At 71.9% G+C, this 25,462-nt stretch carries 26 protein-coding genes; 13 read left to right on the top strand and 13 right to left on the bottom strand.

The genetic code is table 11. The features are described 5' to 3' along the window. Positions 1–33: 33 nt before the first annotated feature. Positions 34–1,215 carry a damage-control phosphatase ARMT1 family protein gene (locus ACQEVJ_RS36645; protein ID WP_433109225.1) on the top strand — a complete coding sequence of 394 codons (1,182 nt, stop codon included), beginning with the start codon at positions 34–36 and terminating at the stop codon, positions 1,213–1,215. 4 nt (positions 1,216–1,219) lie between these two features. On the opposite strand, the gene ACQEVJ_RS36640 is transcribed toward ACQEVJ_RS36645, so the two are convergent. Continuing rightward, entirely contained in the window at positions 1,220–2,035 is an 816-nt protein-coding gene (locus ACQEVJ_RS36640; RefSeq protein WP_433109223.1) for a crotonase/enoyl-CoA hydratase family protein, read from the bottom strand. Positions 2,036–2,257: 222 nt separating this feature from the next. Here ACQEVJ_RS36640 and ACQEVJ_RS36635 point away from each other — a divergent pair, with 222 nt between their 5' ends. The 5 genes from ACQEVJ_RS36635 to ACQEVJ_RS36615 are packed head-to-tail and all read left to right on the top strand — an operon-like array spanning position 2,258 to position 8,575. Then, positions 2,258–3,844, top strand: coding sequence for an acyl-CoA synthetase (locus ACQEVJ_RS36635; protein WP_433109221.1), 1,587 nt, complete (start codon positions 2,258–2,260; stop codon positions 3,842–3,844). Further along, positions 3,834–4,760, top strand: coding sequence for a Zn-ribbon domain-containing OB-fold protein (locus ACQEVJ_RS36630; RefSeq protein ID WP_433109219.1), 927 nt, complete (start codon positions 3,834–3,836; stop codon positions 4,758–4,760). The genes ACQEVJ_RS36635 and ACQEVJ_RS36630 overlap by 11 nt, the downstream gene beginning before the upstream one ends. Continuing rightward, on the top strand, positions 4,760–5,785 hold the full coding sequence (locus ACQEVJ_RS36625; RefSeq protein WP_433109217.1) for a thiolase domain-containing protein: 1,026 nt from the start codon (positions 4,760–4,762) through the stop codon (positions 5,783–5,785). The genes ACQEVJ_RS36630 and ACQEVJ_RS36625 overlap by 1 nt, the downstream gene beginning before the upstream one ends. A gap of 9 nt (positions 5,786–5,794) precedes the next feature. Beyond that, positions 5,795–6,943: a thiolase domain-containing protein gene (locus ACQEVJ_RS36620; RefSeq protein ID WP_433109215.1), complete on the top strand. Its 1,149-nt coding sequence runs from the start codon at positions 5,795–5,797 to the stop codon at positions 6,941–6,943. A 36-nt stretch (positions 6,944–6,979) separates the two neighbouring features. After that, complete coding sequence (locus ACQEVJ_RS36615) at positions 6,980–8,575, top strand: acyl-CoA synthetase (protein ID WP_433109213.1); 1,596 nt, start codon at positions 6,980–6,982, stop codon at positions 8,573–8,575. Here ACQEVJ_RS36615 and ACQEVJ_RS36610 read toward each other — a convergent pair. The 4 genes from ACQEVJ_RS36610 to map all read right to left on the bottom strand — a co-directional run bounded on the left by ACQEVJ_RS36610 (position 8,563) and on the right by map (position 11,789). Beyond that, positions 8,563–9,549 carry a hypothetical protein gene (locus ACQEVJ_RS36610; protein ID WP_433109211.1) on the bottom strand — a complete coding sequence of 329 codons (987 nt, stop codon included), beginning with the start codon at positions 9,547–9,549 and terminating at the stop codon, positions 8,563–8,565. The two genes, ACQEVJ_RS36615 and ACQEVJ_RS36610, sit on opposite strands and share 13 nt — an antisense overlap. After that, positions 9,546–10,232, bottom strand: coding sequence for a VC0807 family protein (locus ACQEVJ_RS36605; RefSeq protein WP_433109209.1), 687 nt, complete (start codon positions 10,230–10,232; stop codon positions 9,546–9,548). Before ACQEVJ_RS36605 ends, ACQEVJ_RS36610 begins: the two co-directional genes overlap by 4 nt. Positions 10,233–10,340: 108 nt before the next feature. Then, positions 10,341–10,979, bottom strand: coding sequence for a LysE family translocator (locus ACQEVJ_RS36600; RefSeq protein WP_433109207.1), 639 nt, complete (start codon positions 10,977–10,979; stop codon positions 10,341–10,343). A 42-nt stretch (positions 10,980–11,021) separates the two neighbouring features. Further along, a complete protein-coding gene (gene map / locus ACQEVJ_RS36595; RefSeq protein WP_433109205.1) occupies positions 11,022–11,789 on the bottom strand; it encodes a type I methionyl aminopeptidase in 768 nt (255 codons plus the stop codon). Positions 11,790–11,843: 54 nt separating this feature from the next. Here map and ACQEVJ_RS36590 point away from each other — a divergent pair, with 54 nt between their 5' ends. Beyond that, positions 11,844–12,119 (top strand): helix-turn-helix domain-containing protein, encoded by a 276-nt coding sequence (locus ACQEVJ_RS36590; RefSeq protein ID WP_142562592.1) that lies wholly within the window; start codon positions 11,844–11,846, stop codon positions 12,117–12,119. Between the two features lie 226 nt (positions 12,120–12,345). Then, on the top strand, positions 12,346–12,870 hold the full coding sequence (locus tag ACQEVJ_RS36585; RefSeq protein WP_433109202.1) for a hypothetical protein: 525 nt from the start codon (positions 12,346–12,348) through the stop codon (positions 12,868–12,870). Between the two features lie 6 nt (positions 12,871–12,876). On the opposite strand, the gene ACQEVJ_RS36580 is transcribed toward ACQEVJ_RS36585, so the two are convergent. Both ACQEVJ_RS36580 and ACQEVJ_RS36575 read right to left on the bottom strand, forming a co-directional pair. Beyond that, the gene (locus tag ACQEVJ_RS36580) at positions 12,877–14,115 is read right to left on the bottom strand and encodes a serine hydrolase domain-containing protein (protein WP_433109200.1); all 1,239 of its coding nucleotides are present in this window, start codon (positions 14,113–14,115) and stop codon (positions 12,877–12,879) included. Between the two features lie 88 nt (positions 14,116–14,203). Continuing rightward, positions 14,204–15,082, bottom strand: coding sequence for a LysR family transcriptional regulator (locus ACQEVJ_RS36575; RefSeq protein ID WP_433109198.1), 879 nt, complete (start codon positions 15,080–15,082; stop codon positions 14,204–14,206). 76 nt (positions 15,083–15,158) lie between these two features. On the opposite strand from ACQEVJ_RS36575, the gene ACQEVJ_RS36570 reads away from it, so the two are divergent. From ACQEVJ_RS36570 to ACQEVJ_RS36555, 4 genes are read left to right on the top strand one after another with little or no spacing between them, the layout of a single operon-like run. Further along, positions 15,159–16,136 carry a threonine ammonia-lyase gene (locus ACQEVJ_RS36570; RefSeq protein ID WP_433109196.1) on the top strand — a complete coding sequence of 326 codons (978 nt, stop codon included), beginning with the start codon at positions 15,159–15,161 and terminating at the stop codon, positions 16,134–16,136. A gap of 33 nt (positions 16,137–16,169) precedes the next feature. Continuing rightward, positions 16,170–16,802 carry a TetR/AcrR family transcriptional regulator gene (locus ACQEVJ_RS36565; protein ID WP_433109194.1) on the top strand — a complete coding sequence of 211 codons (633 nt, stop codon included), beginning with the start codon at positions 16,170–16,172 and terminating at the stop codon, positions 16,800–16,802. A gap of 1 nt (position 16,803) precedes the next feature. Next, positions 16,804–17,271 (top strand): acyl-CoA thioesterase, encoded by a 468-nt coding sequence (locus tag ACQEVJ_RS36560; protein ID WP_433109192.1) that lies wholly within the window; start codon positions 16,804–16,806, stop codon positions 17,269–17,271. Further along, positions 17,265–17,642: a hypothetical protein gene (locus ACQEVJ_RS36555; protein WP_433109190.1), complete on the top strand. Its 378-nt coding sequence runs from the start codon at positions 17,265–17,267 to the stop codon at positions 17,640–17,642. Before ACQEVJ_RS36560 ends, ACQEVJ_RS36555 begins: the two co-directional genes overlap by 7 nt. 11 nt (positions 17,643–17,653) lie before the next feature. Here ACQEVJ_RS36555 and ACQEVJ_RS36550 read toward each other — a convergent pair whose 3' ends face one another. Continuing rightward, positions 17,654–18,406: a hypothetical protein gene (locus ACQEVJ_RS36550; protein WP_433109188.1), complete on the bottom strand. Its 753-nt coding sequence runs from the start codon at positions 18,404–18,406 to the stop codon at positions 17,654–17,656. 30 nt (positions 18,407–18,436) lie between these two features. Then, positions 18,437–20,278 carry a substrate-binding and VWA domain-containing protein gene (locus ACQEVJ_RS36545; RefSeq protein ID WP_433109186.1) on the bottom strand — a complete coding sequence of 614 codons (1,842 nt, stop codon included), beginning with the start codon at positions 20,276–20,278 and terminating at the stop codon, positions 18,437–18,439. Between the two features lie 297 nt (positions 20,279–20,575). Here ACQEVJ_RS36545 and ACQEVJ_RS36540 point away from each other — a divergent pair, with 297 nt between their 5' ends. After that, a complete protein-coding gene (locus tag ACQEVJ_RS36540) occupies positions 20,576–20,851 on the top strand; it encodes a hypothetical protein (RefSeq protein ID WP_433109184.1) in 276 nt (91 codons plus the stop codon). A gap of 113 nt (positions 20,852–20,964) precedes the next feature. Here ACQEVJ_RS36540 and ACQEVJ_RS36535 read toward each other — a convergent pair whose 3' ends face one another. The 4 genes from ACQEVJ_RS36535 to ACQEVJ_RS36520 all read right to left on the bottom strand — a co-directional run bounded on the left by ACQEVJ_RS36535 (position 20,965) and on the right by ACQEVJ_RS36520 (position 25,418). Further along, the gene (locus tag ACQEVJ_RS36535; RefSeq protein ID WP_433109182.1) at positions 20,965–21,495 is read right to left on the bottom strand and encodes a GNAT family N-acetyltransferase; all 531 of its coding nucleotides are present in this window, start codon (positions 21,493–21,495) and stop codon (positions 20,965–20,967) included. Positions 21,496–21,628: 133 nt separating this feature from the next. Beyond that, positions 21,629–22,243 carry a TetR/AcrR family transcriptional regulator gene (locus tag ACQEVJ_RS36530; protein WP_433109180.1) on the bottom strand — a complete coding sequence of 205 codons (615 nt, stop codon included), beginning with the start codon at positions 22,241–22,243 and terminating at the stop codon, positions 21,629–21,631. Next, on the bottom strand, positions 22,240–24,588 hold the full coding sequence (locus ACQEVJ_RS36525; RefSeq protein ID WP_433109178.1) for a YhgE/Pip family protein: 2,349 nt from the start codon (positions 24,586–24,588) through the stop codon (positions 22,240–22,242). The genes ACQEVJ_RS36530 and ACQEVJ_RS36525 overlap by 4 nt, the downstream gene beginning before the upstream one ends. After that, positions 24,585–25,418 carry an ABC transporter ATP-binding protein gene (locus tag ACQEVJ_RS36520; RefSeq protein ID WP_433109176.1) on the bottom strand — a complete coding sequence of 278 codons (834 nt, stop codon included), beginning with the start codon at positions 25,416–25,418 and terminating at the stop codon, positions 24,585–24,587. Before ACQEVJ_RS36520 ends, ACQEVJ_RS36525 begins: the two co-directional genes overlap by 4 nt. Between the last annotated feature and the right edge of the window lie 44 nt (positions 25,419–25,462).

The following is a 25,462-nucleotide window of genomic DNA, read 5'->3' as shown; positions in this document are numbered from 1 at the left end:
TGCAGTCGTGCGAGCCGAGGGAGGATGCCGGGGATGAGTGGTGCCCGCGACGAGACCGTGGCGGACGCCCCGCCCATCATGGGGAACGTCCCCGGCTCCTACGCCCTGAGCGTCTTCAGAGAACGGCATCCCGTCCTCGTCCGCCAGGTCGCGCGGGCGCTGCCGTACACGCCTGACCGGCGGCGCGCGCTCGACCGGCTGCTCGACGAGGTCGTGCGCGACGTCATGGAGCCGCTGGAGCCGTCGGCGCACGACGGCGCCGCCTGGGCCGAGTGGGGACGCGGCAAGATCGGCCGCCGCTATGTCGACGTGCCGTTTCTGTGGGGTGAGAGCTACTTCTACCGGAAGTTGCTGGAGGCCACCGGATATTTCGGCGACGGTCCGTGGCGCGGGGTCGATCCCTTCGGCCCCATGAAGCAGGCCGAACTCGACGGCCCGGTCGTGGACGGGGAGCTGGCGGCGCTCGACGAGACGGCGACGCTCTCCCCGGCCGAGCGGGCCGATGCGCTGCTGCTCGGCTCGCTCTGGGGCAACCGCGCGGACCTGTCCTTCGGCGTCACCCTCAAGGGCGACCACGAGAGGGCGACGGACCTGGTGGTGGACGACCGCCCGCTGCTGTGGTCGCTTCTCGAGGCCGCCGCGCCGGGAAGGATCTGCCTGGTCGCCGACAACGCGGGGCGTGAACTGCTGCCCGATCTCGTGCTGGCCGACCACCTCCTCGCCTGCGGGCTCGCGGGCGAGGTCGTCCTCCACGTCAAGCCCTTCCCGTACTTCGTGTCCGACGCCACCCCTGCCGACGTGCTCGCGTGCCTGCGGCGGCTCGCCGCGGCGCCCGGCCGGGCCGGAGAGGCGGGCGCCCGCCTCTGGGACGCGATGGAGGAAGGACGTCTCACGCTGCGGGCGCATCCCTTCGCCTGCGCTCCGCTGCCCTACGCGGAGATGCCGGACGACCTGCGGGAGGAGCTCGCGTCGGCCTCCCTGACCGTCATGAAGGGCGACCTGAACTACCGGCGGCTCGTCGGCGACCGGATGTGGCCGGCGACCACGCCGTTCGCCGCCGTCACCGCCTACTTCCCCGGGCCGGTCGTCGCGCTGCGCACGCTGAAGTCGGACGCGCTCGTGGGCGTGCCGGAGCGGACGCTGGCGGAACTGGACGCGGCCGGCCGCCCCTGGCGTACCACCGGGACCCACGCCATGGTCCAGGCCCGCCCCTGACCGGCTATCGGCCCTGATACACAGGCGGGCGCTTGTCGCGGAAGGCGCGAGAGCCCTCCTTCGCGTCCTCTGAGCCGATGACGGGCCAGCCGATCGCGTCGGAGACCTTGAAGGCCTCTGCCTCCGGCATGCCCAGCGTCTCGCGGTAGGCGCGCAGGATCGCCTGTACGGCCAGCGGCCCGCAGGCGGCCACCTGGTCGGCGATCTCGCGGGCGGCCGCGAGTGCCTGGCCGTCCGGCACGACCCGGTTGACCATGCCCATCGCGAGCGCCTCGGCCGCCGTGATCGCCCGGCCGGTGAGCAGCACGTCCATGGCGAACGCGTACGGGATCTGGCGCGGCAGCCGTACGGCGCTGCCGCCCATCGGGAACAGCGCCCGCCGGGCCTCGAACAGCCCGAGCGTGGCGCTCTCGCCGGCGACGCGCAGGTCGGTGCCGACGAGCAGTTCGGTGCCGCCCGCCACGGCGTACCCCTCGACCGCGCACACGATGGGCTTGGCGGGCAGCGCCTCGGGATCGCGCAGCAGGCCCTTCCAGTGGTAGTCGGGGATCTCGGCGGCCCGGCGGCGCACCCGCTCGTCCTCGGACGGTGTGCCCATGGCCTTGAGGTCGGCCCCGGCGCAGAACGTGCCTCCCGCGCCGGTGAGGATGCCGACCCGCACCTCCGGCTCGTCCGAGATGTACTGCCATGCCTCGGCGAGCCCCACCAGCATGTCCTGTGAGAGCGCGTTCCTGGCCTCGGGCCGGTCCATCGTGACGATCACCACGTGACCGTCGCGCTCGATCCGGCAGTGCGGGGTGCTGATGGCCAGGAGCTCCACAGGTGTCCTCCAGCTGGGTGGTGCAATCGATTCGATCAAGCGCTTGTTAGACATGGCGCGCGGGGTTAGTCTGCCCGCAAGAACTAGAACCGATTCTCGTCTGAGTCGCTCCGCATTGCCAGGTCTTGTCAGCGTCGTACCGGCGTGCTTCACTTCGGGGCCGCTCACGCCGCTGGCGCCCGGATGGTGAGCGGGAAACACAGTCATAAAGGGAGCTGGCATATGGGCTCACTCGGTTTCTGGAGGCTGGCGCAAGCCGACCCGGCGTGGATCGCCGCGGTCGATCCCGACGGAACGCAGCACCCCGCGGGCGAACTGCTCGCCCGGGCCAACCGCATGGTGCACGGGCTGCGTGAGCTGGGCCTGCGGCCCGGGGACGGCATCTGCGGCCTGCTGCCCAACGGCGCGGACGGCCTCGTGCTCTACCTCGCCGCCCTGCAGGCGGGGTGGTACTACACGCCGGTCAACTGGCACCTCACCGGGCCCGAGATCGGCTACATCATCGCCGACAGCGAGGCCGCCGCGTTCTTCGCCGGCGAGCGGTACGCCGAGGAGGCCGTCAGGGGCGCGCAGGAGGCGGGAATCGCCGCCGACCGGTGCTTCTCCTATGGCGAGGTCGAGGGCTTCCGGCCGGCGGCCGAGCTGACCGACGGCAGGCCGGACACCCTGCCCCCCGACCGTACGGCCGGGGCCACCATGCACTACACCTCGGGCACCACTGGCAGGCCGAAGGGTGTGCGCCGCGCGCTCACCGGCCTCGACCCCGACGACTCCGCGGAGCTGATGACGGGGTTGTTGCGGCTGTTCGGCGTGACGCCGGGCCGGCCGAACGCCCACCTGGTCACCTCGCCGAGCTACCACACGGCGGTCACCCAGTTCGCCGGTACGGCGCTGCACATGGGGCACACGCTCGTCTTCATGGACAAGTGGGACGCCGAGGAGACCCTGCGCCTGTGCGAGCGCCACCGCGTGACGAACTCCCACATGGTGCCGACGCACTTCAAACGGCTGCTGTCGCTGCCCGAGGAGACGCGGCGCTCCTACGATCTGTCGTCGCTGCGGTGGATGATCCACGCCGCCGCGCCCTGCCCGGTGCCGGTCAAGTGGCAGATGCTGGAGTGGTGGGGCGACGTGATCTACGAGTACTACGCCGCCACCGAGGGCGGCGGCACGATCGCCACCCCCGAGGACTGGAAGAAGCGGCCGGGCACGGTCGGAAAGGCCTGGCCGGGCAGCGAGCTGCTGATCGTGGACGACGAGCTCGCACCGGTGCCCGCGGGCACGCCCGGCACCGTCTACATGAAGATGGGCATCTCCTTCGAGTACAAGGGCGACCCGGAGAAGACCGCGGCCAACCGGCTGGCGGTGGGGGTGGGTGCCCGAAGGGGGGTCGGTGGAGACACTGCCTACTTCACCGTCGGGGACATCGGCTACCTGGACGAGGACGGCTTCCTGTTCCTCTGCGACCGCAAGGCCGACATGATCATCTCGGGTGGGGCCAACATCTACCCGGCCGAGATCGAGAACGAGCTGCTCGTCCACCCCAAGGTCGCCGACGTGGCGGTGTTCGGCATCCCCGACGACGAGTGGGGCGAGCGCATCAAGGCCGTCGTCGAGGCCGCGCCAGGCGCGGTGCCCGGCCCAGAACTGGCCGAGGAGATCCTCCGCTCGCTGGAGGGCCGTCTGGCCCGGATGAAGTGGCCGAGCTCGATCGACTTCATCGACCAGATGCCCCGCGAGCCGAACGGCAAGCTGCTCAAGCGCAAGCTCCGCGCCCCCTACTGGGAAGGCAGGGACCGTGCCATTTGAGGAATCGAAACCCCTGGTCGCGACGCACGTCCTGGAGTTCCCCGGCGGCTACACCCGGACCACCGGGCCCGTCATCGGGCGGTTCCTCACCGAACTGCGCGACCGCCGGCTCGTCGGGGTCCGTACGGCCGGGGGACGGGTGCTGGTGCCGCCGCTGGAGTACGACCCGGACACCGGAGAGCCGGTCACCGAGGAGTACGTGGAGGTCGGTCCGGCCGGGACCGTCCAGGCGTGGGCCTGGGTCGACTCCCCGCGCCCCGGCCACCCGCTCGACCGGCCGTTCGCCTGGGCGCTGATCAGGCTCGACGGCGCCGACACCGCCCTCGTCCACGCGGTGGACGCCGGGAGCCCGAAGGCGCTGCGGCCGGGGCTGCGGGTGCGCCCGCGCTGGCGGGCCGCCACCGCCGGGCACATCACCGACATCGAGTGCTTCCTGCCGGAGGTCACCTCGCTGGTCGCGCCGGTGCGGGCCGAGTATCGCGTCACGCCGGGCCGTGCGCTCACCCGGTTCCTGGAGGGTGTGCGCGACGGGAGGTTCGTCGGCGGCCGGTGCGCCGAGTGCGCCGCCGTCTACGTGCCCTATCGCGAGTCGTGCCCCGCGTGCGGCTCGATCGTCGAGGAGGAGGTGGAGGTCGCCGACACCGGAACGGTGACCACCTTCGCGATCAACAACCTGCCCGACCCCCGGGCCCCCGAGGTGCCGTTCGTCTCCGCGTACGTGCTGCTGGACGGCGCGGACACCCCGATGATCGCGCTGGTCGGCGGGGTGCCGGCGCACGAGGTGCGGCAGGGCATGCGGGTGCGCGCCGTGTGGGTGCCGCCCGAGGAGCGGACGCTGTCGATGACCAACGTGAAGTGGTTCGAGCCGACCGGGGAGCCGGACGCCGACCTCGACGAAAGCGGAGGTGGTGCCTGATGCGGGACGTCGCGGTCGTCGCCTTCGCGCAGACCGTCCACACCGGCCACGACACCGGGCTGGCCGAGCCGGAGCTGCTGCTGCCGGTCATCGACGAGGTCAAGCGGGCGACCGGGCTGAAGAGGTTCGGCTTCACCTGTTCCGGCTCGTGCGACTATCTGGCCGGCGCGCCGTTCTCGTTCGTCTCGGCGCTCGACGCGGTCGGCGCCTGGCCGCCGATCAGCGAGAGCCACGTCGAGATGGACGGCGCCTTCGCGCTGTACGAGGCGTGGGTGCGGCTCCAGCACGGCGACATCGACACCGCCCTGGTCTACGGCTTCGGCAAGTCGTCGATGTCGGACATCCGGGAGATCATGACGCTCCAGCTCGACCCGTACTATCTGGCGCCGCTCGGGCTCGACCAGGTGTCGTACGCCGCGCTGCAGGCCGCCGCCCGAGGAGCGGACAGAGCGGCGCTGGACGAGATCGTACGGCGCAGCCGGACGGACGGCCGGGCCAACCCCTACGCCCTCGACCTGCCGGATCCGTCAGGCGGCGAATACGAGGTCGAGCCGCTGCGGCCGTACGACGTCGCGCCGGTCACGGACGGGGCGGCGGCCGTGGTGCTGGCCGCCGGGGACCGCGCCCGCGAGCTGGCCGGGCGGCCCGCCTGGATCACCGGCATCGCGCACCGCGCCGAGCCCCACTACCTGGGCATGCGCGACCTGTCCCGGTCGGCGTCCACCGCGGATGCGGGCCGGGCGGCCGGGGTGGGCAAGGGCCCGGTCGACGTGGCGGAGCTGCACACCCAGTTCAGCCACGAGGAGCCGATCCTGCGCGAGGCGCTCGGCCTGTCAGGGGACGTCGTGGTCAACCCGTCGGGCGGGCCGCTCGCGGCCAACCCGGTCATGGCCACCGGTCTGATCCGCGTGGGCGAGGCGGCCCGGCGGATCCTCGACGGCTCGGCGGACCGCACGGTGGCGCACGCCACCTCCGGCCCGTGCCTGCAGCAGAACCTCGTCGCCGTGCTCGAAACGTCCGCGTAGGGAGTCGCCGTGGGAAACCGCTGTGCCGTCATCGGCGTGGGCCAGACCCGCTACCAGACCAGACGGCGGGACGTGTCGCTCGCCGGGCTGGTCCGCGAGGCCGCCCTGCGAGCCCTGGAGGACGCCGGGCTGACGTTCGCCGACATCGACGCGGTCGTCATCGGCAAGGCCCCCGACCTGTTCGAGGGCGTGATGATGCCGGAGGCGTACCTCGCAGACGCGCTCGGCGCGGCCGGCAAGCCGGTGATGCGCGTGCACACGGCGGGCTCGGTCGGCGGCTCGACCGCGCTGGTCGGCGCCTCGCTGGTGCAGGGCGGCGTGCACGGGCGGGTGCTGGTGGTCGCCTTCGAGAAGCAGTCGGAGTCGAACGCCACCTGGGCCCTGTCCACGCACCTGCCCTTCAACGCATCCCTGGTCGTGGGGGCGGGCGGCTACTTCGCGCCGCACATCAGGGAGTACATGCGCAGGTCGGGTGCGCCGGACCACATCGGCACGCTGGTCGCGGTCAAGGACCGGCTGAACGCGCTGAAGAACCCGTACGCCCACCTGCGCATCCCCGGGATCAACCGGGAGATGGTCGAGTCGACCCCGATGCTGTGGGAGCCGATCCGCTATCTGGAGACGTGCCCGTCGTCGGACGGCGCCTGCGCGATGGTGCTGGCCGCCGAGGACAAGGTGACCGGCACGCCCGCCTGGATCCACGGCACGGCGATGCGCTCGGAGCCCATCATGCTGGCGGGCCGCGACGTCGTCAGCCCGCAGGCCGGCCGCGACTGCGCCGCCGACGTCTATCGCCAGGCCGGGATCACCGACCCGCGCCGGGAGATCGACGTCGCCGAGGTGTACGTCCCGTTCTCCTGGTATGAGCCGATGTGGCTGGAGAACCTCGGATTCGCCACCGAGGGGGAGGGCTGGAAGCTCACCGAGGCCGGATGCACGGCCCTCGACGGCGACACCCCGTGGAACGCCTCCGGCGGCGTGCTGTCGTCCAACCCGATCGGAGCCTCCGGTCTCATCCGCTTCGCCGAGGCGGCGCTCCAGGTGCGGGGCATGGCGGGGGAGCACCAGGTCGAGGGGGCACGCCTCGCGCTCGGCCACGCCTACGGCGGAGGCGCCCAGTTCTTCTCCATGTGGATCGTGGGAAGCAGCAGACCGTGAGTTAGCTCAGGCCCTGACGAGCGGGAGGTCCGCCGGATGGAGTTCAACCACGCCGATCTTTTCGAGGGGCTCGCCGACGCCATCGGGGACCGTGTGGCGGTGGTCTGCGGCGACGACCGCCTGACGTACGCCGAGCTCGACGCCCGCGCCAACCGGCTCGCCCACCACCTGGCCGCGCACGGGGTCGGACGCGGCACGCACGTGGGCATGCAGCTCTACAACGGCGCGGAGTACGTCGCGGCCCTGCTGGCGACGCTGAAGCTGCGGGCCGTGCCGGTCAACGTCAACTACCGGTACGTCGAGTCGGAGCTGCTCTACATCTACCGGGACTCCGGCATGGAGGCCCTGCTGTTCGACGTGGAGTTCGACGACCGGGTCGCGGCCACCGCGCCCGAGGTCCCCGGGCTGCGCCACCTCGTCGCCGTCGGCGGCCCCACCGCCGTGCCGGGCGCGGTGCCGTACGAGGAGGCGGTGGCGGGGCAGCCCGATGGCCGGGACTTCCCCGTCAGGTCGGGCGACGACGTGTACGTCATCTACACCGGCGGCACTACCGGCATGCCCAAGGGCGTGATGTGGCGGTCGGAGGACCTGTTCTACGCCTTCGGCGGCGGCAACCCGTACGGCGAGCCGCTGAAGACGCCCGAGGCGGTGATCGAGCAGGCGCGCGGCGCGGCGTCCCCGGTGGTCATGATGACGGCGGCGCCGCTGATGCACGGCGCCGCGCAGGTGGGCACCTACATCGCCTGGTGGATGGGCGGCACGATGGTGTACGTCCGCAGGTTCGAGGCGGCCGCCGTGCTCCGTGCGATCGAGCGGGAGAAGGTCGTCAGCCTGAACGTCACCGGCGACGCGATGGCCCGCCCGCTCGCCGACGAGATCGCCGCCGGCTCCTACGACCTGTCGTCGCTGTTCGCGCTCAGCTCGACCGGGGCGATCCTCAGCGGCGCCGTACGCGCCCGTCTGGAGGAGCTCCTGCCCGGCAGGATGATCCTCGACAACTTCGGCTCGACCGAGTCCGGATACACCGCCTCCGCCGTCGACGGGTCGTCGCCCGAGTCGGGCCTGCGCTACCGGCCCAACGCCAACGCCTCGGTGGCCGTGCTGGACGAGACGCTGACCCCGGTCGAGCCGGGCTCGGAGCGGATCGGCACGGTGGCCAGGACCGGCCGGATCGCGTCCGGCTACCACAACGACCCGGACAAGACCGCCCGCACCTTCGTGACCGACGCCCACGGCGTCCGGTGGCTGCTCACCGGCGATCTCGCCATGGTCGAGGAGGACGGGACGATCCGCATCCTCGGCCGCGGCTCCCAGTGCATCAACACCGGCGGGGAGAAGGTCTTTCCCGAGGAGGTCGAGGCGGTGCTCAAGGGACATCCCGCCGTGTTCGACGCCGTGGTCACCGGCATCCCCGACGAGCGCTGGGGCACGCGGGTCGCGGCCGTCGTCCAGCCGTACGACGGGACCACGCCGACGGCGCAGCAGCTCGACGCCCACTGCCGCACCCGGTTGTCGGGCTACAAGGTGCCGCGGACCTACGCGTTCGTGGAGGAGATCCTCCGCTCCCCGGCGGGCAAGGCCGACTACCGGTGGGCCGGCCAGGTGGCCGCCGGGGCGGGTCAGCCGGAGTAGGCGGAGGCGAGGGCGTGGAAGACCTCCTTCGGCTCCCTGCCGCCCGCCTTCAGCAGCCGGACCACCCCGTAGGAGGACATGTCGAGGTCGCCGCGCGGGTCCGGGTCGTAGGTCGTGTTGTAGCCGGCGAAGGTGAACCAGAAGGCGCTGTCCACCCCCTCCTCCTCGAACACGGTGAGCAGTTCGCGCAGGTAGCGGACCTGCTCACCCTCGTCGCGGCGGTAGTCGCCGTTCAGCCGGGGCGGACTCACGGTGTAGTCCACGATGGCCCACGCCATGCCGCCGCGTGCGCCTGCCCCTGTGTAGGCGCACGTGCCGAACTCGGTGACCGCCACCGGCTTGCCGAACCGGAAGCGGGAGCGCAGCTCCTCGCGGTAGGTCGCGGCGTTGCGCTCGTCGCGGTAGGCGTCCACCGCGACGATGTCGAACGGGCTCCAGTCGACGTCCTCCCAGTCGCCCGAGGCGTACGTCACCCGTCCGCCGAAGACCGTGCGGGCGGCCTCGGCGGTCTCCGCCAGGAAGGGGTTCAGCCGCGCGGGGATCTCGGCGAACCGGGCGTACAGCTCGGGATCCCCCGCGCCGAGCGCGGCCATGCGGTCGAAGAAGGTCTCCCCGGGCAGGAAACCGGCGCAGAAGAAGCTCAGCTCGCACCCGGTCACGAGCACCACCTCCGCGCCGTCGCGCCGCACCTCCTCGGCCCGCTCGGCGCATTCCGCGAAGTACGGCGCGAGTTCCCGCGTCGTCATCTCGCAGGGGAAGGGCGCGAACCACACCTCCAGCCCCGCGTCGGCGGCGTGCCGCGCGGCGACGCTGAGCCGTTCGGGGTGCCCGCCGGTGATGCGGACCGCGGTGCAGTGCAGCTCATCGGCGATGACCCGCATCTCCGCGCGGACCGTCTCCGGGTCGAACGTCTCCCGGCTGATGTGCCCGCCCGGGAGGAAACCGGTGTCGTAGTTGATGCCTCTGCCTCTCATCGCGCTTCCTTCACCTCGATGTTGACCATCATCATGATCGGCCCGGAGGCGAACGCGCCGGCGAGCACGAGCCCCAGCACGATTGCGGCGATCAGCATCACGTTGGACAGCCAGACCATGGTGGACACCGGCAGGGTGAACGCGCCGATCAGCCGGGCCACGCACTCGGCCAGCAGCACACCGCCCCAGATGCCGCTGAACCTCCGCTCGGCCCGGCGGAACCGGGCCGACCGCTCCGCGAGCCGGTCCCACGCGGCCTCCCGCACCGCGTTCCCCCGGGTGATGAACGCGCGCATGCCCGGGGTCATCACCGGGCGCGCGGTGAACGCCGAGAGCATCATGAACAGGCTGATCACGCCGCTGAGACCGGAGTCCTTGGCGATCATCATGCGGGCGTCGCCGGTGACGAAGCTCAGCGCGATGCCCGCCACGTTCACCGCCAGCGTCAGCCCGGCGAGCCCGTTCAGGGTGCGGTCCCTGACGATCCCGGCGACCACCCGGACGGCCGGGATCACGCCGCTCACGGCCAGCGCGGCGACCTCGCTCATGCCGAACGCGCCGTGCAGGAGGTAGTAGCACGCCATCGGCATGGCGACGTCGAGCGCCAGCGGCATGAGCGTCTTGCCGAGGTTGCCCCGCCGGGGCTGCTCGGCTCTCACCGGGGTGGTCAGGGTCTCGGTCATCGGCTCCTCCGGTGCGTCTCGGTGTGCGCATCAAGCGTCTCGAAAGCCGGAGGAGCCGGGCAGATTCAGCGATCCCGTTTGCGGCAGTACAAATGTCCCGGGTAGCCGTCAGAGCTTCTTGGCGCCCTCGGTCGCGAGCGCGGCCACAGCGCCGAGGCCGAGGTAGACGACGCCGCTGCCCCGGTCGAGCCGCCGCCGGGCCCGCGCCGAGGAACGCAGCCGCCCGGCCAGGACCGACGCCAGCAGGGCGTACGTGCCGTCGCTGGCCATGCCGAGCGCGACCCACACGGCCCCGAGCAGGAGCACCTGCGGCGCCACGGGACCGCGTGCAGGATCGATGAACTGCGGAAGGAACGCGAGGAAGAACATGGCCGTCTTCGGGTTCAGCACGTTGACCACGAACCCCTCGCCGAACAGCCTGCGGGGCGAGGCCACCTTGACCTCGGCGGCCTCCACCTCGGGCCGCCGCACGAGCTTGCGGATCCCGAGGTAGACGAGGTAGGCCGCGCCCAGGTACTTCACGACGGCGAACGCCGTGGCCGAGGCGGCGAGCAGCGCGGTGATCCCGAACGCCGCGGCGGCGATGTGCACCAGCGATCCGGCGTGGACGCCGAGGACCGACACCAGCCCCGCCGTACGGCCCTGGGCCACGCTGCGGGTGACGATGTAGAGCACGGCGGGTCCCGGAACCAGGAGCAGCGCCAGCGTGGCGGTCGCGAACAGGGCGAGCGTAGGCAGAGTCGGCATGGCTCGGATGGTACGGGCGACCGGCCGCCGGGGCACTCCTATTTAGAGCAGGGTCAGCACGCGGGGGCCGTCCTCGGTGACCGCGATGGTGTGCTCCATGTGGGCGGCCCGGCTGCCGTCCGTGGTGTGCAGCGTCCAGCCGTCGGCAGCCGTGTGGTAACCGTCCCGGCCTCCGGCGATGAACATCGGCTCGATGGCCAGAGCGAGACCGTGCCGCAGGGGATAGCCCCGGCCGGGCCGGCCGTGGTTCGGCACCGACGGGTCCTCGTGCATGCGGCGGCCGATGCCGTGGCCGCCGAAGTCCCTCGGCATGCCGTATCCGGCCTTCTGGGCGATCGCGCCGATCGCCGCCGAGATGTCCCCGATGCGGTGGCCCACGGTCGCGGCGGCGATCCCGGCGTCCAGGGCGCGGCGGGTGGTCTCGATGAGGTCCACGTCGCCGGGGCGGGGGGTGCCGACGACGAAGGTGACGGCCGCGTCGGCCGTCCAGCCGTCCAGTTCGGCGCCGCAGTCGGCGCCGACGACGTCCCCGTCACGCAGCCGGTAGTCCGTCGGGATGCCGTGCACGATGGCGTCGTTGACGGACAGGCAGACCACGGCGGGGAACGGGGTCGGCGCGAAGGGCGGCCGGTAGCCGAGGAACGGCGAGCGCGCCTTCGCCTCACGCAGCACCGCCCGAGCCGCCTCGTCCAGGTCGGTGAGCCGCACCCCCACGGCCGCGGCCCGCCGTACGGCGTCGAGGGCGCGGGCCACCACGCGCCCCGCCTCCCGCATCGCGTCCAGCGCGGCGTCGGTCTTGATTTCCACCATGACATGCCCTCCCGGGGTGGCGCCAATAACTATACCGGTATTAGTATCACGGTCATGGTGAGAGTGCCCCTGACCCCCGAGGAACGGCAGCGGGGGGAGCGGTTCGGCGTCCTGCTCCGGCAGGCGCGCGGCGAGCGCAGCATGGTCGAGGTCGCCGCGGCGGCCGGGCTGTCGGCCGAGACGCTGCGCAAGATCGAGACGGGCCGCGCGCCGACCCCGGCCTTCTTCACCGTCGCGGCGCTCGCCGCCGCGCTGGGCCTGTCGTTGGACGAACTGGCCGCCGCCTGCGCCGAAGGCCCCCAGGCTGCCGAATTCCGCCAAGCCGGCTGAATCTTTCACCGGTCGTCACCGGCTGGGCAGGCCATGTCGGGCGGAGTTTCCCCCAGGTAGACCGCCGGTAGACCGCGGGCCGCCGGTCGCACGCCCGCGTCGCGGGCCGCCGCCGTGGGGGCGGTTCCTGTACAGGTCGCGAAGCAGACCCGACGCTGGGACCATCGCCGGCGATCAGCGGCAGCCGGCCCGAGGCGGTCTGGTCAGCTCGCCATGGAGGTGCCCGATGCGATTCCCCCACGGCCGGTTACGTCGCTCGGCCCTCCTCGCGGCCGTCGTGGCCACGGCGTCCGCGGTGACCGGGCTCGTCCCGGGCGCGGCCGACGCCGCGCCCCGCGGATCGGCTCGCGTGGTCCGCCTGCTGTCCACCCCCACTCCCACCCCGTCCGTGAGCGCTACGCCGAGCGTCATCGTCTCGCCCGCGGAGGTCGTCGTGCCCGAAGGAGGCTCGGCGCTCATCTACGTGCGGCTCAGCCAGAGGCCGTCGTACGGCTGGGTGACGGTCGACAGCGAGCGGCTGCTCGGCGACTCGGACCTGTCCATCGGCCCCCGGCTGCTCTTCCCCGCGGACAGATGGAGCACCTGGCAGTCCCTCATCGTCTTCGCGGAGGAGGACGACGACGCGACGGACGGCACCGCCACGTTCCAGTCCCGGATCAGTCAGCTGCCGGGCAGCGGTGTCGCCCTGTGGACCGCCAGGGAACTGGACAACGACGTCGCCACGCCGTCGCCCGCGCCGAGTCCCACCTGAACCACGTCAGAAGTAGCGTGAGCTGAGGTCGTTGGTGGGCCAGAGGCGCACCTTCCCGATCTGGGCGTTGAACAGGTCGGCGAGCACGTCGAAGTCGGGGGACCCGGTCTCCTCCCGCCGGTTGAACAGGGCGGCGTAGGTGACGCCGTTCTGCAGGCGCGCCATGTAGGTGTAGGTGCCGGGCTGCGAGCCGTCGTGCCAGGTGTTGACGTGTCCCGTCACCTGGCGCACCCACAGGCCGGCGCCATACCAGGAGCCGTACTGGTTCACGCCGATCTCGGGCTTGGCGAGCATCCTGCCGATGGAGGTCGAGTTGAGCACCGCGTTCGGCGCGTCGAGCACCTTCGCCAGGCGCACCAGGTCGACCGCGGAGGCGATCCAGCCCCCGTTGGGGCCCTGGCAGGCCATGCCGAACCCCCCGCCGTACGGCGCGGGCAGGACCTGGCCGGACTGGTCCAGGACGGTCTGGCCGGTGAAGCGCGACTCGTAGATCACCTCGCCGGAGGCGGCCTGCGACTGGAGCGTACGGCCCAGCCGAGGGCGGGTGATGCCGAGGGGCGCCATGACCTTCTGCCGGACGTAGGCCTCGTAGCCCATCCCGGAGACCTTCTCGATGATCCGGCCCAGCAGCAGGTAGCCGTAGTTGCTGTAGGCGAACTGCGTGCCGGGGGCGAAGTCGAGCGGCCGGGCGTTCGCGTACTTGACGATGTGGTCCTGGGTGATCGGCAGCGGCACGCCGAGCGCCTTGGCGATGGTGCGGTCCATGTGCAGGTAGTCGCCGGAGACGTCCCGGTCCCAGCCGCCGGTGTGCTGCAACAGCCGCCAGACCGTTACCTTGGCCAGCCGTGGGTCGGCCGAGGTGGACAGGCCGAGGAGTTGCGCGGCCGAGGCGGTCAGGCTGAGCTTGCCCTCCTGGGCGAGCCGCATGATCGCGATGGCGGTGATGTGCTTGCTCAGGCTCGCGATGCGGAACAGCGACGTGGGCGACACGGCCGGAACGGCATGGCTGCCGTCGGAGTATCGGTAGCCCCTGGCGAACACCAGCCTGCCGGCCTTGGATATGGCGAGCTGCCCGCAGGTGATCCCTCGCTCCTTGACGAAGGTCTTCATCATCGTGTCGAACCCGGCGAGCGAGGCGGGCGCCACCCCGGTGGTCTCCACGACGGGCGCGGGGAGCATCCTCGAACCGAATGCGAGGGCGGGCACCGTGATGGCGCCCATCTGGAGGAAGTTCCTCCTGCTCAAACCTCCCTGATCCGCGGATGTGGATGCGAACAGCGACATTTTCTGCATGTCCAATTTCTAGTGGATCAACGCCGCTGTCGCAGACATATCACGCATCCGTACGGGGGAGGAGAGCGGCGACCAGGGCGGCGACGGCGGGCGGGTCGGGTGGCTCGCCGTACGTCGCGGCGTAGACCCCGCGGTTCGATCCCGGCAGCTCGGACACCCGCACGTCCGGGTCGCGGTGGGCCGACAGCGCCAGCCGGGGGAGGATCGCCACGCCCAGCCCGGCCGCGACCATGGCCTGCATGGCCACGTAGTCGTCGGTGGTGAACGAGACGCGCGGCTCGAAGCCCGCCTCGGCGCACAGCGCGAGCAGGTGCGCACGGCACCGCTCGCACCCCGCGATCCACGGCCCGTCCGCGTACGCCGCCAGGTCCCCCGCGCCGCCGTACGCCGCGGGGGTGACGAGGAAACTCGGGTCGTCGAGCAGGTGGGCCAGGCGGATGCCGTCGTCCTCGGGAGCGGTCTCGCCGTATCGGAAGACCACGGCGACGTCCACCCGGCCGGCCCGCAGCAGGCGCAGCGCCTCGGGCGGCTCGGCCTCCATCAGCCGCAGGTCCAGCCCCGGATGGTCCTGCGCGAGCCGCGCGGCGGCGGACGGGACGAACGTGCCGAGGGCCGAGGGGAACGCGGCCAGCCGCACGCGTCCGGCCCGCAGCCCGACGTGCGCGGCGAGCTCCGCGGACGCCGCGTCGAGACGGCCGAGGATCTCCGCGCCCCGTTCGGCGAGCAGGCGGCCCGCCTCGGTGAGGCGGATGCCGCGCCCCACCCGCTGCACCAGCTTCGCGCCCGTCTCCGCCTCCAGCCGGGCGAGGTGGTGGCTCACCGAGGGCTGCGAGTAGTGCAGCTCTCGCGCCGCGGCGGTCACCGTGCCGGTCCTGGCCACGGCCACGAGGACTCGCAGTCGTACGACGTCGAGCGGCATTCATCGATCCCGTCTATGGCTTCGCGTCGAAACTTCAGTTGGACCTATTGTCCCGTCGGCGGCCAGGCTGGAGGCCATGACCGACATCCGCGACATCCTGGACGCCCGGCGGCTTATCGCTCCGCACCTGCCCGAGACTCCCATGTGGTCCTATCCCGTGCTCGACGCGGCGGTCGGCGCCGAGGTCCACGTGAAGCACGAGAACGTCCAGCCCACGGGGGCGTTCAAGGTGCGCGGCGGCATCACGTTGCTGGCCCGCATGGCGGACCGCGGTCGCGGGGTCGTCACGTACTCGACCGGCAACCACGCCCAGTCCGTCGCGTACGCATCCCGCCTGTACGACGTGCCGTGCGCCGTCCTCATGCCGGAGAACCCGAACCCCGCCAAGGTCACGGCGGTCGAGGCGCTCGGGGCGACCGTCGAGGTCCGGGGCGCGACGATGGTGGAGGCCGCCGAGTACGCACGCGACCTCGCCCAGCGTACGGGACGCAGGCTGATCAGCCCGGCCGACGAGCCGGACATCCTGGCCGGGGTGGGCACGCTCTACGTCGAGCTGTTCACCGCCCGGCCGGACCTGGAGGCGGTGTTCGTGCCCGTGGGCAGCGGCAGCGGGGCCGCCGCCGCGTGCCTCGCCGCCGCCGCGCTCGCACCGGGCTGCCGGGTGATCGCCGTCCAGTCGGCCCAGGCTCCGGCCGCGTACGACTCCTGGCGGTTGCGGGAACCGGTGACCCGGCCCATAAAGACCGTCGTGGAGGGGCTCGCCACCGGTTCCGCGTTCGCGCTCCCGCAGGCCGTGATGCGGGACGGCCTGGCCGACTTCGTGCTGGTGGACGACGACGACATCCTGCGGGCCCAGCGCCTGCTGCTCACCGAGGCCCACACCCTGGCCGAGGGAGCGGGGGCCGCGGCGCTCGCCGGGCTGCTGGCCCGGCGCGAGGAGTTCGCCGGGCGCAGGGTGGCCGTGGTCTGCACGGGCGGCAACGCGGGCCCGGCCGAACTCGCCCGCCTCCTCGCCTCAGCCGATCAGACGAGCCGATCAGATGGGGGCGATTAGACGACCGACCGGTCGTTCATATAGTTTGCACGAGTGACACAAGACGGCCGGCGGCTACGCGGGTTGCGCAGCCGCGAGACGATCCTCCGGCAGGCGGTGGAGCTGTCCTCCGTCGAAGGGCTCGACGGGCTCTCCCTGGGGCGGCTGGCGACGGCGACCGGCGTCAGCAAATCCGGGCTCTTCGCCCACTGGCGCGACAAGGAGCAACTACAGCTCGACGCCGTGGAGTGGGCCGTCCGGCAGTGGACCGAACAGGTGGTGGGGCCGGCTCTGCGCGCTCCCGCGGGCGTACGGCGCCTTTTCGCGCTGCACGAGGCGCGGCTGGCTTTCTACGGTGACGGCGTGCTGCCCGGCGGGTGCTTCTTCTTCGCCGTGCAGGCCGAGTTCGACGACCGTCCCGGAGCCGTCCGCGACCGGCTCTCGCGGGCCATGCGCGAGTGGCAGGGTCTCATCCGCCGGCTGGTCGCGGAGGCGGTGACGCTGGGCGAACTGGCCGACGGCGTCGATCCGGCCCAGATGGCCTACGAGATCGACGCGCTCGGCGAGATGGTGATCGTCCATTCCCGGCTGCACGACGGGGCGCAGGCCCTCGTCCATGCCCGCCGTGCCGTGCTGCAGCGCCTGCGTGCGCTCTGCCCCCACCCCGCACTTCTCCCGGAGGACTGACATGACCGCAGGTGGCGTCTACGAGACCGTCCAGGTGCATTTCGACGACCTCGACGCGATGGGGCTGCTGCACAACTCGCGCTACGCCGTGCTCGTCGAGCGGGCGATCGGCGCGTACTGGCACCGGCTCGGCTGGGCGGCCGACCCCGCCAGGTCGGCGTTCAGGGACGTGCTCATGGTCGTACGCGAGTTCAAGGTGACCTACCACGCGCCCATCGCGGAGCCGGGCGAGCAACTGGTGCACTTCTGGCTGGAGCGGATGGGACGCACCAGCGGGGCGTACGGCTTTCGCGTGCTGTCCGCGGACCGCGCCACCGTGCACGCCGAGGGCTACCGCGTCAACGTCAACCTGGATCCGGCCACGTTCCGGCCGACACCGTTCAGCGACGAGATCCGCGACGCCGCCGCGCCCCTGATGCTCCCGGCGCTCACGGCGCCCGCGGTGCTTCCGGAGGCGGCGCCGTGCTGAGGACGCGCTGGATCGCCGGGCCCGCCGCGGAGCGGCCGGGACCGCTGGTGGCCGCGCTGACGGACTTCCGGATGGACCGGATGCTCGACCTGCCCGGCATCGCGCGGCGCGGGCTGGCGCTGAGCCGCCTGTGGCCGTCGCTGCCCGGCGCGGTCGGCATGTGGCTGTGGACGGACCTCCCCGGCCGCCGGGCCGGTTCGCTCTCGGTGTGGCGCAGGGAGAGCGATCTGCGGGAGTTCGTACGGCTGCGCACGCATGTCGAGATCATGCGCGAGTACCGGAACCGGGGCACGCTGCGTTCCCGCACCTGGCAGGTGGGTGCCGTGGACACGGCCGCCCTGTGGCACGCGGTGACTGCCTCCTCCGGCTGAGCGAGGGGTCGTCAGGGGCCGATGTCGTGCCGGGTGGCCTCCTCGACCTCGTGCAGGCTCTGCCGGGTCAGTTCGAGTTCCGAGGTCAGCTCGTCGAGTGCCTGGGCGCCGCCGCCCTCGCCGTCGGAGGTCGCCGTCATGGTGGAGATCTCGACGGCCCGCGCGACCAGGCCCTCCAGGCTGATGGCGCCCGACTGCAGCCGGGCCAGCACCCGCTCCCGCGCGCCCGACAACCTGTCGTACACCTCGCGCTGCGCGTCCAGGGCGGCGATCGACCGGTCGAGCTCGCCCGCGACCTCCTGCCGGGCCGTCTGCCGCGCCTGGGCAAGCCGTACGCGCTCCTGCTCAAGGAACCGGGGGTCGAAGCGGGCCAGCGCCGAGCCGGTGACGGAGGCGTGCCCGGCCAGCCGGCGCAGCGTGCCGACGGTGTCGTCCACCTGCGGGCGCATCGCCGCGATCCGGTCGAGCAGGAGCTGCCCGCGCATCGAGGCGGTCAGGTCGGCGAACGACGCGGCGGCCCGCTCCGCGCGCCGCAGCCACGCCTCCTCCGCGCTGCCCTTCGCGACCGGCGGGGCCTGCGGTTCCGTACGGCTCTCGCCTCCGGTGGACTGCCACGCGGAGGCGAACGCCTTGATGAGCCAGACCGCGACCCCGGCGACGGGCAGCCCCGCCGGAGGGACGCCGACCGCCCAGGCCGCGCCCACGGCGGTGGCGCCCAGCAGCAGCGCCCAGGGGTCGCGAAGTTCCTCGGTGAAGCGGGACAAGGGGGCTCCCAGGTCGGACGGTGGGGTCGATCAGAAGTTGGAGATGACGGCGGTGAACACCTCGTCGATGCTTCCCGGCTTGCGCGAATCGTAGGCCGCCGCGTCCGTGGTCTGCGAGATGCGCCGCAGGACGTCGAGGTCGGCGTCGCCGCCGTAGGCGATGGTGAACATCCGCACGGTGTCCTGCCCGGCCTCCTTGCGCAGGTCGGGCAGCAGGTTCTCGAGCGAGATGGAGTTGTTGTCCTCGTTCTTGCCGTCCGTCAGGAGCACGACCGCGTTGATCGCGTCGCCGTCCTGGTGCCGCAGCACGTACCGGTACGACGCGAGGGCTGTGTCGTACAACCCCGTGCCGCCGTTGGGGATCAGGCCGTTGATGCGGCTCTTGAGCCGCGACTGGTTGCCCTTGCCCAGGGGGACGAGCTCGCGGTAGTCCTTGTCGCCGTCCTGCTTGAGGCTGAACATCCACAGGCCGACGCGGTCGTTCGGCCCGAACTGCGGCAGCGCGTTGATCGCGGCCTGCTTGGCGAGGTCGAGCTTGGTCTTGCCGGTGCCGGGGACGTCGGCGCCCATCGAGCCGGAGACGTCCATCACCATCAGCACGTTGGCGGGCTTGCGCAGTTCGGCCCAGCTCTTGAGGATCCGGTCCAGCACCTGCGGAGTCGGGGTGCTGAGCGTGGTCGCCGGCTGCTTGGGGTCGAGGCCGTTGGCGGTCGTGATGAGGTCGCCCGGCTTGCTGTCGTACGACCGGAAGGCGTACTTCTCGAACTCCCGCTGCCGCTCGGGCTCCCGCAGGTACTTCAGGAAGTCGGCCGCCGCGGCCTTCTTCGCGCCGTCCGTCCAGGACAGCACGGCGTACGGGTGGTCGGAGAAGAGCGTGCCCTCCTTGGGGTAGATCGCCACCAGCGGGACCTTCGGCTTGGCGTGGTCGCCGAGCGTCTTGGGATCGCCCGTCGGGTTGCCCTGGTTGTAGTCCCACACCGACTTCTCCTCCACCGTCACGGCGGAGATGTACGACATGGCCGTCCCCGAGTCGTCGGCGTGCTGGAGGTTGGACAGGAAGGTCAGAGTCGTGTCGCCATAGTGGACGATGGACCGCTCGACCCCCCCGACGAAGTCACGCGCCCTCGCCGCGGCGACGTCCCGTTCCGTCAGGTCGCCCGACAGCCCGGTTGCCGCGAAGTACGCTCCGATGGTCGCGTTGAGGCCGGAAGTGGAGAAGTTCGGGTTCGTCTTGCCGAGGCGGAACTTTCCCCACTCCGGGTGGTCGTACTTCGCCCAGCCCTTGGGGTCGTTGGCGAGGTCCAGGACGTCCGACCAGCCGATCTTCTTGGACGGCCAGCCGAGCGCCTGGGCCATCGGCTTGGGCATCGCGATGACCAGCGGAGACGTGGCGATCGTCGGGTTGTCCGCGGACACCGGCGACGCCTGGTCGCCGCCCTCGACGCGCTGCCTCAGGAGGGTGACCCAGCCGGTGCTCGCCGGCGTCCAGACATCCGGCTTCGGGCCGTCCTGCCGCTCGTCCCAGCCGCGCGCCAGGGCCTGCATCGCCCCGCCTGACGCCTTGGAGTTCACGACCACGTCCACGCACTGCCCGTCCACCTTGTGGCCGTTGTAGTCGTTGGCCATGGTGCGCAGCAGTTCGGCCTTCTCGCTGGAGGCGGCGATGGTCAGCGTGATCCCGCCGTCGCCGCAGGCGCGTCTGGTCGCGTTCCCGCCCTTGTCGTCGACGGCGTTCCCGCCGCCGTCTGAGGCCCCGCCGAACAGCAGCTTCAGCCCGACGATGAGCGCGCCCGCGAAGACGACCGCGATGACGAACGGAGCCACGCTGCGGCGGCGCTTCTGCTGCGGTGGGGGGTACACGGTCTCCTCCATGGTCACGGGATACCTGCATTTATCCCGACGAACGGCGGATCACGTTAGTTGCCGATCATCTCGTCCTGCTAACACCGCAGCTCCGTTCTCCTGTCCATCCACAGAACTTGATGATTCTCCGTAATTACTCGAACACAATGAGTAACATCTGCCGCGTGCCGAACCTCATCCATCAGCAGACCGTCGACTTCTTCCACGATCGGCCCATAGCCGCCGTGGAGCTGTTACGCGAGGTCGGCGGCATCGAGCCGCCCCAGTTCGCCAGAGAGGGTCGCCGCCCGCTACTTCTCGGAGTGGGTGAACAAGGGCCTGGAACAGGGCCGCGCGCAGGGCCGCGAGGAGGGCTGGGAAGAGGACCACGCGGAGGGCTGGGAAGAGGGTCGTGCGGAGGGTGAGGCCAAGGGACGCGCGGTAGGCGAGATCGAGGCGATCCTTACCGTGCTCGACGCCCGTGGGCTGGACATTCCCTCCGAAGCGCGTGAGCGGATCAGTCGATGCTCCGACCTGCATCTACTGGAGAAGTGGATTCGCCGGGCGGTGACGGTGACGTCGGTGGACGAGCTCTTCCTCTGAGAGGGCGTTACGCACGTTGATGTCCCCTTCCGTCGCTTGCGCTCGGGATGGCGTTCGTGAAGATCACCAACAGCATCCAGGGAAAGCGTCAGAGCCACAATCGCGTAGCCCCATCACGTGGCCGGGGGCCGCAGGCCGAGCCACTGCTCGGCGTCCCAGGCCTGGAACCGCTCGACCTCGGTGAACCCCAGCTTTGCCGCGAGGCGCATCGAGCCGAGGTTGGCGCTCTGGGTGGTGAGCACCACCGGCTCGCCGGGAAGGGCGCCGTCAAACCAGTCGAGTGCCGCCGCGCACGCCTCGGCGGCGTACCCTTGCCCCCAGGCCTTCGGCAGGAACAGGTAACCGAGATCGGCCTTCCCCACGGCAGCCGGGCGACGGTGCCCGGCTGCTCTCCTGAGCAGGATCTGGCCGATCATCGCCCCGTCGAGCTCGACGACGAAACTCCCGGGCCATCGCTCGGGCACCTCGGGCATCTCACGCTCAAGCTCGTCACGCGGGCGGGGACCGCCGAGGTAGGTGTGCACCTCTGGCGAGGCGAGCAGCTCGATGAACGTTGTACGGTCCCGCGCCTCGGGCTCACGGAGCACGAGCCGCTCGGTCCGGATCGGCTCAGGCGGCCAAGCCACATGTCCCAGATCTGACATGCGCGCAAGCTAACAACCCTGTAGGACGACGTTCAACTTGGGCATCAACGCGTGGCTCACCGGCCGACATGCGATCACACTGCGGCATCAAGGACATGGGCTCGCGAACCGCACTCTGACGGTCTGCGCCCGTTCAGGGCGAGATGCGGCGGTGGACGAGCTCGGCCAGGGTCGCGTGCACGTCCTCGACCGGCTGGTCGGGGCGCAGCGCGCGACGCTCGATGGCGACGGTGAGCACCATGCCGAAGACGGCCGTGGCGGCGGTGCCGGTGTCGAACCCGGGGCGCAGCTCGCCGGCCGCCACGGCGTCCGCGAGGACGCGCTCGTACACCGCGAGCACACTCGTACGCAGCCGCAGGACGGCGTCCTGCCACGCGGCCCGCCATATCTCGGCGAGCAGCACCCGGGCGAACGGTCCGTACTCGTCGAAGAAGCGGAGCTGGGCGAGCATGAGCGCGTCGAGCACGGCGACCGGCGAGGCGGCGGGCCGACGCGCGGCCTCCGCGAGGGCGTCGGCGAGCCGCTCGATCCCGTGGTCGAGCAGGCCGGCGAACAGCGCCTCCTTGCTGCCGAAGTTGTAGAAGACGGTGCCCTTGGCCACCCCGGCGCGTTCGGCGATCGCGTCGACGGTCGTGGCGGCGAAGCCCTGCTCGGCGATGAGGTCGGCCGCGGCCCGATACAGCCGCTGCCGCGTCTCGGCCCGCCTGCCGCCCTGCTCCTTCGCCGGGCCGTCCGCGGGGCGGCTCACAGCGACAGCTCCGGCTTGAGGCGGCGCATCGACCACGTACGGCCGCGGTGGACGGCGAGCACGGTGAGGGCGAGACCGAGGGCGACGAACGCGGACAGCACGCCGCAAGCCTGCCACACCACGGCGGTGTCGCCACCGCTGACGAGGCGGCGCATCGCCGACACCACCCAGCTCATCGGCAGCCACGGCGAGATGGCCTGGAAGAACCCGGGGGAGGTCTCGATCGGATAGGTGCCCGCCGACGAGGTGAGCTGCAGCATGAGCAGCGCCAGCACCGCCACCCGCCCGGGCGGCCCGAGCAGCGCGTTGACCGCCTGCACGACGGCGAGGAACGCCGCCGTGACCAGCACCAGGAAGGCCACGACGCCCGGCCAGTTTGCCGCCTCCAGGCCCAGGCCGAAGCGCAGCACGGCGAGCAGCACCGCCACCTGGAGCGTCCCCATCGCGAGCCCCGGCAGCCAGCCCGCGAGGGCCGTGCGCCACGCCGGCGCCGACCCGGCGAGCAGGCGCGGGTTGAGCGGCCGCAGCAGCATGTACGTCACCATCGCGCCGACCCACAGCGCGAGCGGCACGAAGAACGGAGCGAACCCGGTCCCGTAGTTGGGCACCTCGTTGTCCACCTCGGTGGCGAGCCGGACGGGGTCGCTCATCATGTCCGTACGGCTGTCGCGCTCCTGCGTGCCGTAGTCGGGAATCCGGGTGGCCCCGTCGCCGAGCTTGCCGGCCAGTTCGCCCGAGCCGTCGGTCAGCTTGACCAGCCCGGAGTCGAGCTTGCCGGCCCCCTGCTGCAGCTTGCCCATGCCGTTGTCGAGCTTGCCCGCCCCGGAGGCGAGCGAGGCGAGGCCGGTGTTGAGACTGCTCGCTCCGTTGTCGAGCCTGGCCAGGCCCGTGGACAGGCTCCGCGCGCCGCTGTTCAGCGTGCCGAGACCGCGGGACAGCGAGGAGGCCCCGGTCAGCGCCTTGCCCGTGCCGTCGTGGAGGTCGGCCGCTCCGTCGGCCAGTTGCCTGAGCCCCTTGTCCAGCTGGTTGAACTTGTCGCGGGTGTCGTCCAGCGCGCCGCCGAGGCCGGGTGCGGCGGCGGCCAGCTCGCGGGCGTCGTCCGCCACCGCCCGTGCCGTACGGGCGAGGCCGTCGAGCCTCCCCGTCTGGGCCCCGAGGCGGTTCTGCAGCCGTCCCGCGGCCGACGCGAGGTCGCCGGCCGACCCGGCGGCCCGCTCGACCAGCGCGCGCAGCTCGGGATCGGCGTCGGGATGGGAGTTCAGCCAGCGTTCGACGGCGCGCAGGTCCTGCCTGGCCGCGCCGGCCGAGCCCTGCACCTCCCGGGGCAGGCCGTCGAGTGCGTCCGCGAAGCCGTCGGCGCCCTCCGCGAGGGTGAGCGCGCCCTGCCGGATGCGGTCGCCGTTCTTCTCCAGCACGGGGACGTATTTGTCGGCCGCCCGGTTGACGGTGGGAGACAGGGTGTGGACCTGGTGGTAGACCTCGCGGTTACCCTCGGCCAGTTTGGCCGCCCCCTTGTCGAGCGCGGACAGGCCCGTGCGCAGGTCGGCCGCGCCTGCGGCCGCCTTCGACAGGCCGGTGGACAGCGAGGCCGAGCCGGTCCTGGCCTGGTGCAGCCCGCTCGTCAGCTGCTTCGACCCGCCGTACAGGGCGTCCGCTCCGGATGACAGCTTGCCGGTCGCGTTCTGCGCGGACCCGAGCCCCTTGGCCAGCGAGGCGGCGCCGTCGCTCGCGGCGGCGGCTCCGTCGTGCAGCCGGTCGGCGCCGTCGGCCGCCTGTGCGGTCTTGTCGTGCAGTTCGCCGAAGGACAGGAAGATCTGGTCCAGATAGTCGTTGACCGCGCTGCGCCCGGCCGCCTCCTTGACCTCGCGGAACACGGCGTCCGAGATCGTCCGCATGATGTAGCTGCGCCCGGTGTCCACCCGTACGCCGAGCTGGGCCGGGCGCGGCGTGCCGTCGCCTGAGGGTGAGGCGAGGTCGGCGCTGAAGTCGGCCGGGATCGTGAGCGACAGGTAGTAACGGCCCTCGCGGACGCCCCTGTCGGCCTCGGCCGCGTCGACCCGGTGCCAGGCGAAGACCTTGCGTTCCTCCAGTTCGGCGGCGAGTTCGCGGCCCGCGTCCACCGTGCTCGGCGGGCCTCCCGCGGCTCCGGCGGCGGTGGCGGGACGGTCCTCCACGACGAGGGCCACCGGTACGCGGCTCAGGTTCGCCTGCGGGTCCCAGAACGACCACAGGTAGAGCCCGGCGTACAGCAGGGGGAGCATGACGACGGCGACCAGCGCGGCCCGGGTGAGCCGCGAGCGCATGAACCTGCGCAGTTCGAGCCGGCCGGGGAGGGGGACCCTCATCGACGTTCTCCTTCCTCGGCGTTGTCGCGGATGTTGTCGCGGATGTCGTCGCCGTGCGCCGCCGCCGGGCCGCTCGGGCCGCTCGGGGCGGCGGGCGGCGGGGGAGTGGGAACGGGCAGCGGCAGCAGCGTGGTGGCCACGCCGGTCGCCTCCTCGGCGTCGGTGCACGCCGCGACGACGGTGAGCCCCTGATCGGCGAGGTCGCGCAGGACGTCCCACAGCTCGTGCCGCCTGCCCGCGGGGATGCCGGTGTCGGCGTCGTCGACGAGGAGCAGGCCCGGCTGGTCGAGCAGGGCGAGCGCGACGCCCAGCCGCACCGCCTGGTCCCGGGTGAGCTCCCTGGTCAGGGTCCGATCGCCCTGCGGCAGCACGTCCGGGTCGAGCCCGGCGTGGGCGAGCGCCGACCGCGCGGCGTCCGGGTGCCGCCTGCGCCACAGGAAGCCGTGCGGGCGCAGCCGCTCCTGCAGGTGCTCCCGCACGGACAGGGCGTCGTCGAACGGGTTCACCTGCGTGAAGAGCCCGAGGGCGGCGATCTGCCTGATCCTGCGGGGTGCCGCCAGGCCGCCGGCGGTGAGCGTCCCCTCGGTGGGCTTCATCCGTCCCGCCAGGGTGAGCAGCAGGCTCGTACGGCCGCTGCCCGCCTCGCCCGTGACGACGGTGAGCGTCCCGGGGGCCGCGTGCAGTGAGACGTGCCGGTAGACCCAGCCGTGACCACTCCGCACGCCCAGGCCCCGCGCCACCACCTCGACGCCGCCGAACACCGGGCCGGACGGCCCGGCGGGAGTTCCGGCTGAGGGGGTGACGTCCTCGGCGGTCCGCGCGGCATCCACGTCTGTGCTCCATCCTTTTGCACTGACCAGTCGGTACAAAAGAA

The organism is Microbispora sp. CA-102843 (assembly GCF_050936215.1).
Taxonomy (GTDB): Bacteria; Actinomycetota; Actinomycetes; order Streptosporangiales; family Streptosporangiaceae; genus Microbispora.
Note: the sequence above shows the minus strand (reverse complement) of the source record. Positions and strands in the feature narration are given on the sequence as shown.

Coding starts and splice junctions, on each gene's coding strand:
- ACQEVJ_RS36610 (WP_433109211.1), bottom strand. CDS start 9,549: ATGAGAGGCAGAGGCATCAACTACGACACCGGTTTCCTCCCGGGCGGG.
- ACQEVJ_RS36635 (WP_433109221.1), top strand. CDS start 2,258: ATGGGCTCACTCGGTTTCTGGAGGCTGGCGCAAGCCGACCCGGCGTGG.
- ACQEVJ_RS36560 (WP_433109192.1), top strand. CDS start 16,804: ATGACCGCAGGTGGCGTCTACGAGACCGTCCAGGTGCATTTCGACGAC.
- ACQEVJ_RS36615 (WP_433109213.1), top strand. CDS start 6,980: ATGGAGTTCAACCACGCCGATCTTTTCGAGGGGCTCGCCGACGCCATC.
- ACQEVJ_RS36590 (WP_142562592.1), top strand. CDS start 11,844: ATGGTGAGAGTGCCCCTGACCCCCGAGGAACGGCAGCGGGGGGAGCGG.
- ACQEVJ_RS36525 (WP_433109178.1), bottom strand. CDS start 24,588: ATGAGGGTCCCCCTCCCCGGCCGGCTCGAACTGCGCAGGTTCATGCGC.
- ACQEVJ_RS36645 (WP_433109225.1), top strand. CDS start 34: ATGAGTGGTGCCCGCGACGAGACCGTGGCGGACGCCCCGCCCATCATG.
- ACQEVJ_RS36585 (WP_433109202.1), top strand. CDS start 12,346: ATGCGATTCCCCCACGGCCGGTTACGTCGCTCGGCCCTCCTCGCGGCC.
- map (WP_433109205.1), bottom strand. CDS start 11,789: ATGGTGGAAATCAAGACCGACGCCGCGCTGGACGCGATGCGGGAGGCG.
- ACQEVJ_RS36600 (WP_433109207.1), bottom strand. CDS start 10,979: ATGCCGACTCTGCCTACGCTCGCCCTGTTCGCGACCGCCACGCTGGCG.
- ACQEVJ_RS36535 (WP_433109182.1), bottom strand. CDS start 21,495: ATGTCAGATCTGGGACATGTGGCTTGGCCGCCTGAGCCGATCCGGACC.
- ACQEVJ_RS36625 (WP_433109217.1), top strand. CDS start 4,760: ATGCGGGACGTCGCGGTCGTCGCCTTCGCGCAGACCGTCCACACCGGC.
- ACQEVJ_RS36545 (WP_433109186.1), bottom strand. CDS start 20,278: ATGGAGGAGACCGTGTACCCCCCACCGCAGCAGAAGCGCCGCCGCAGC.
- ACQEVJ_RS36605 (WP_433109209.1), bottom strand. CDS start 10,232: ATGACCGAGACCCTGACCACCCCGGTGAGAGCCGAGCAGCCCCGGCGG.
- ACQEVJ_RS36570 (WP_433109196.1), top strand. CDS start 15,159: ATGACCGACATCCGCGACATCCTGGACGCCCGGCGGCTTATCGCTCCG.
- ACQEVJ_RS36575 (WP_433109198.1), bottom strand. CDS start 15,082: ATGCCGCTCGACGTCGTACGACTGCGAGTCCTCGTGGCCGTGGCCAGG.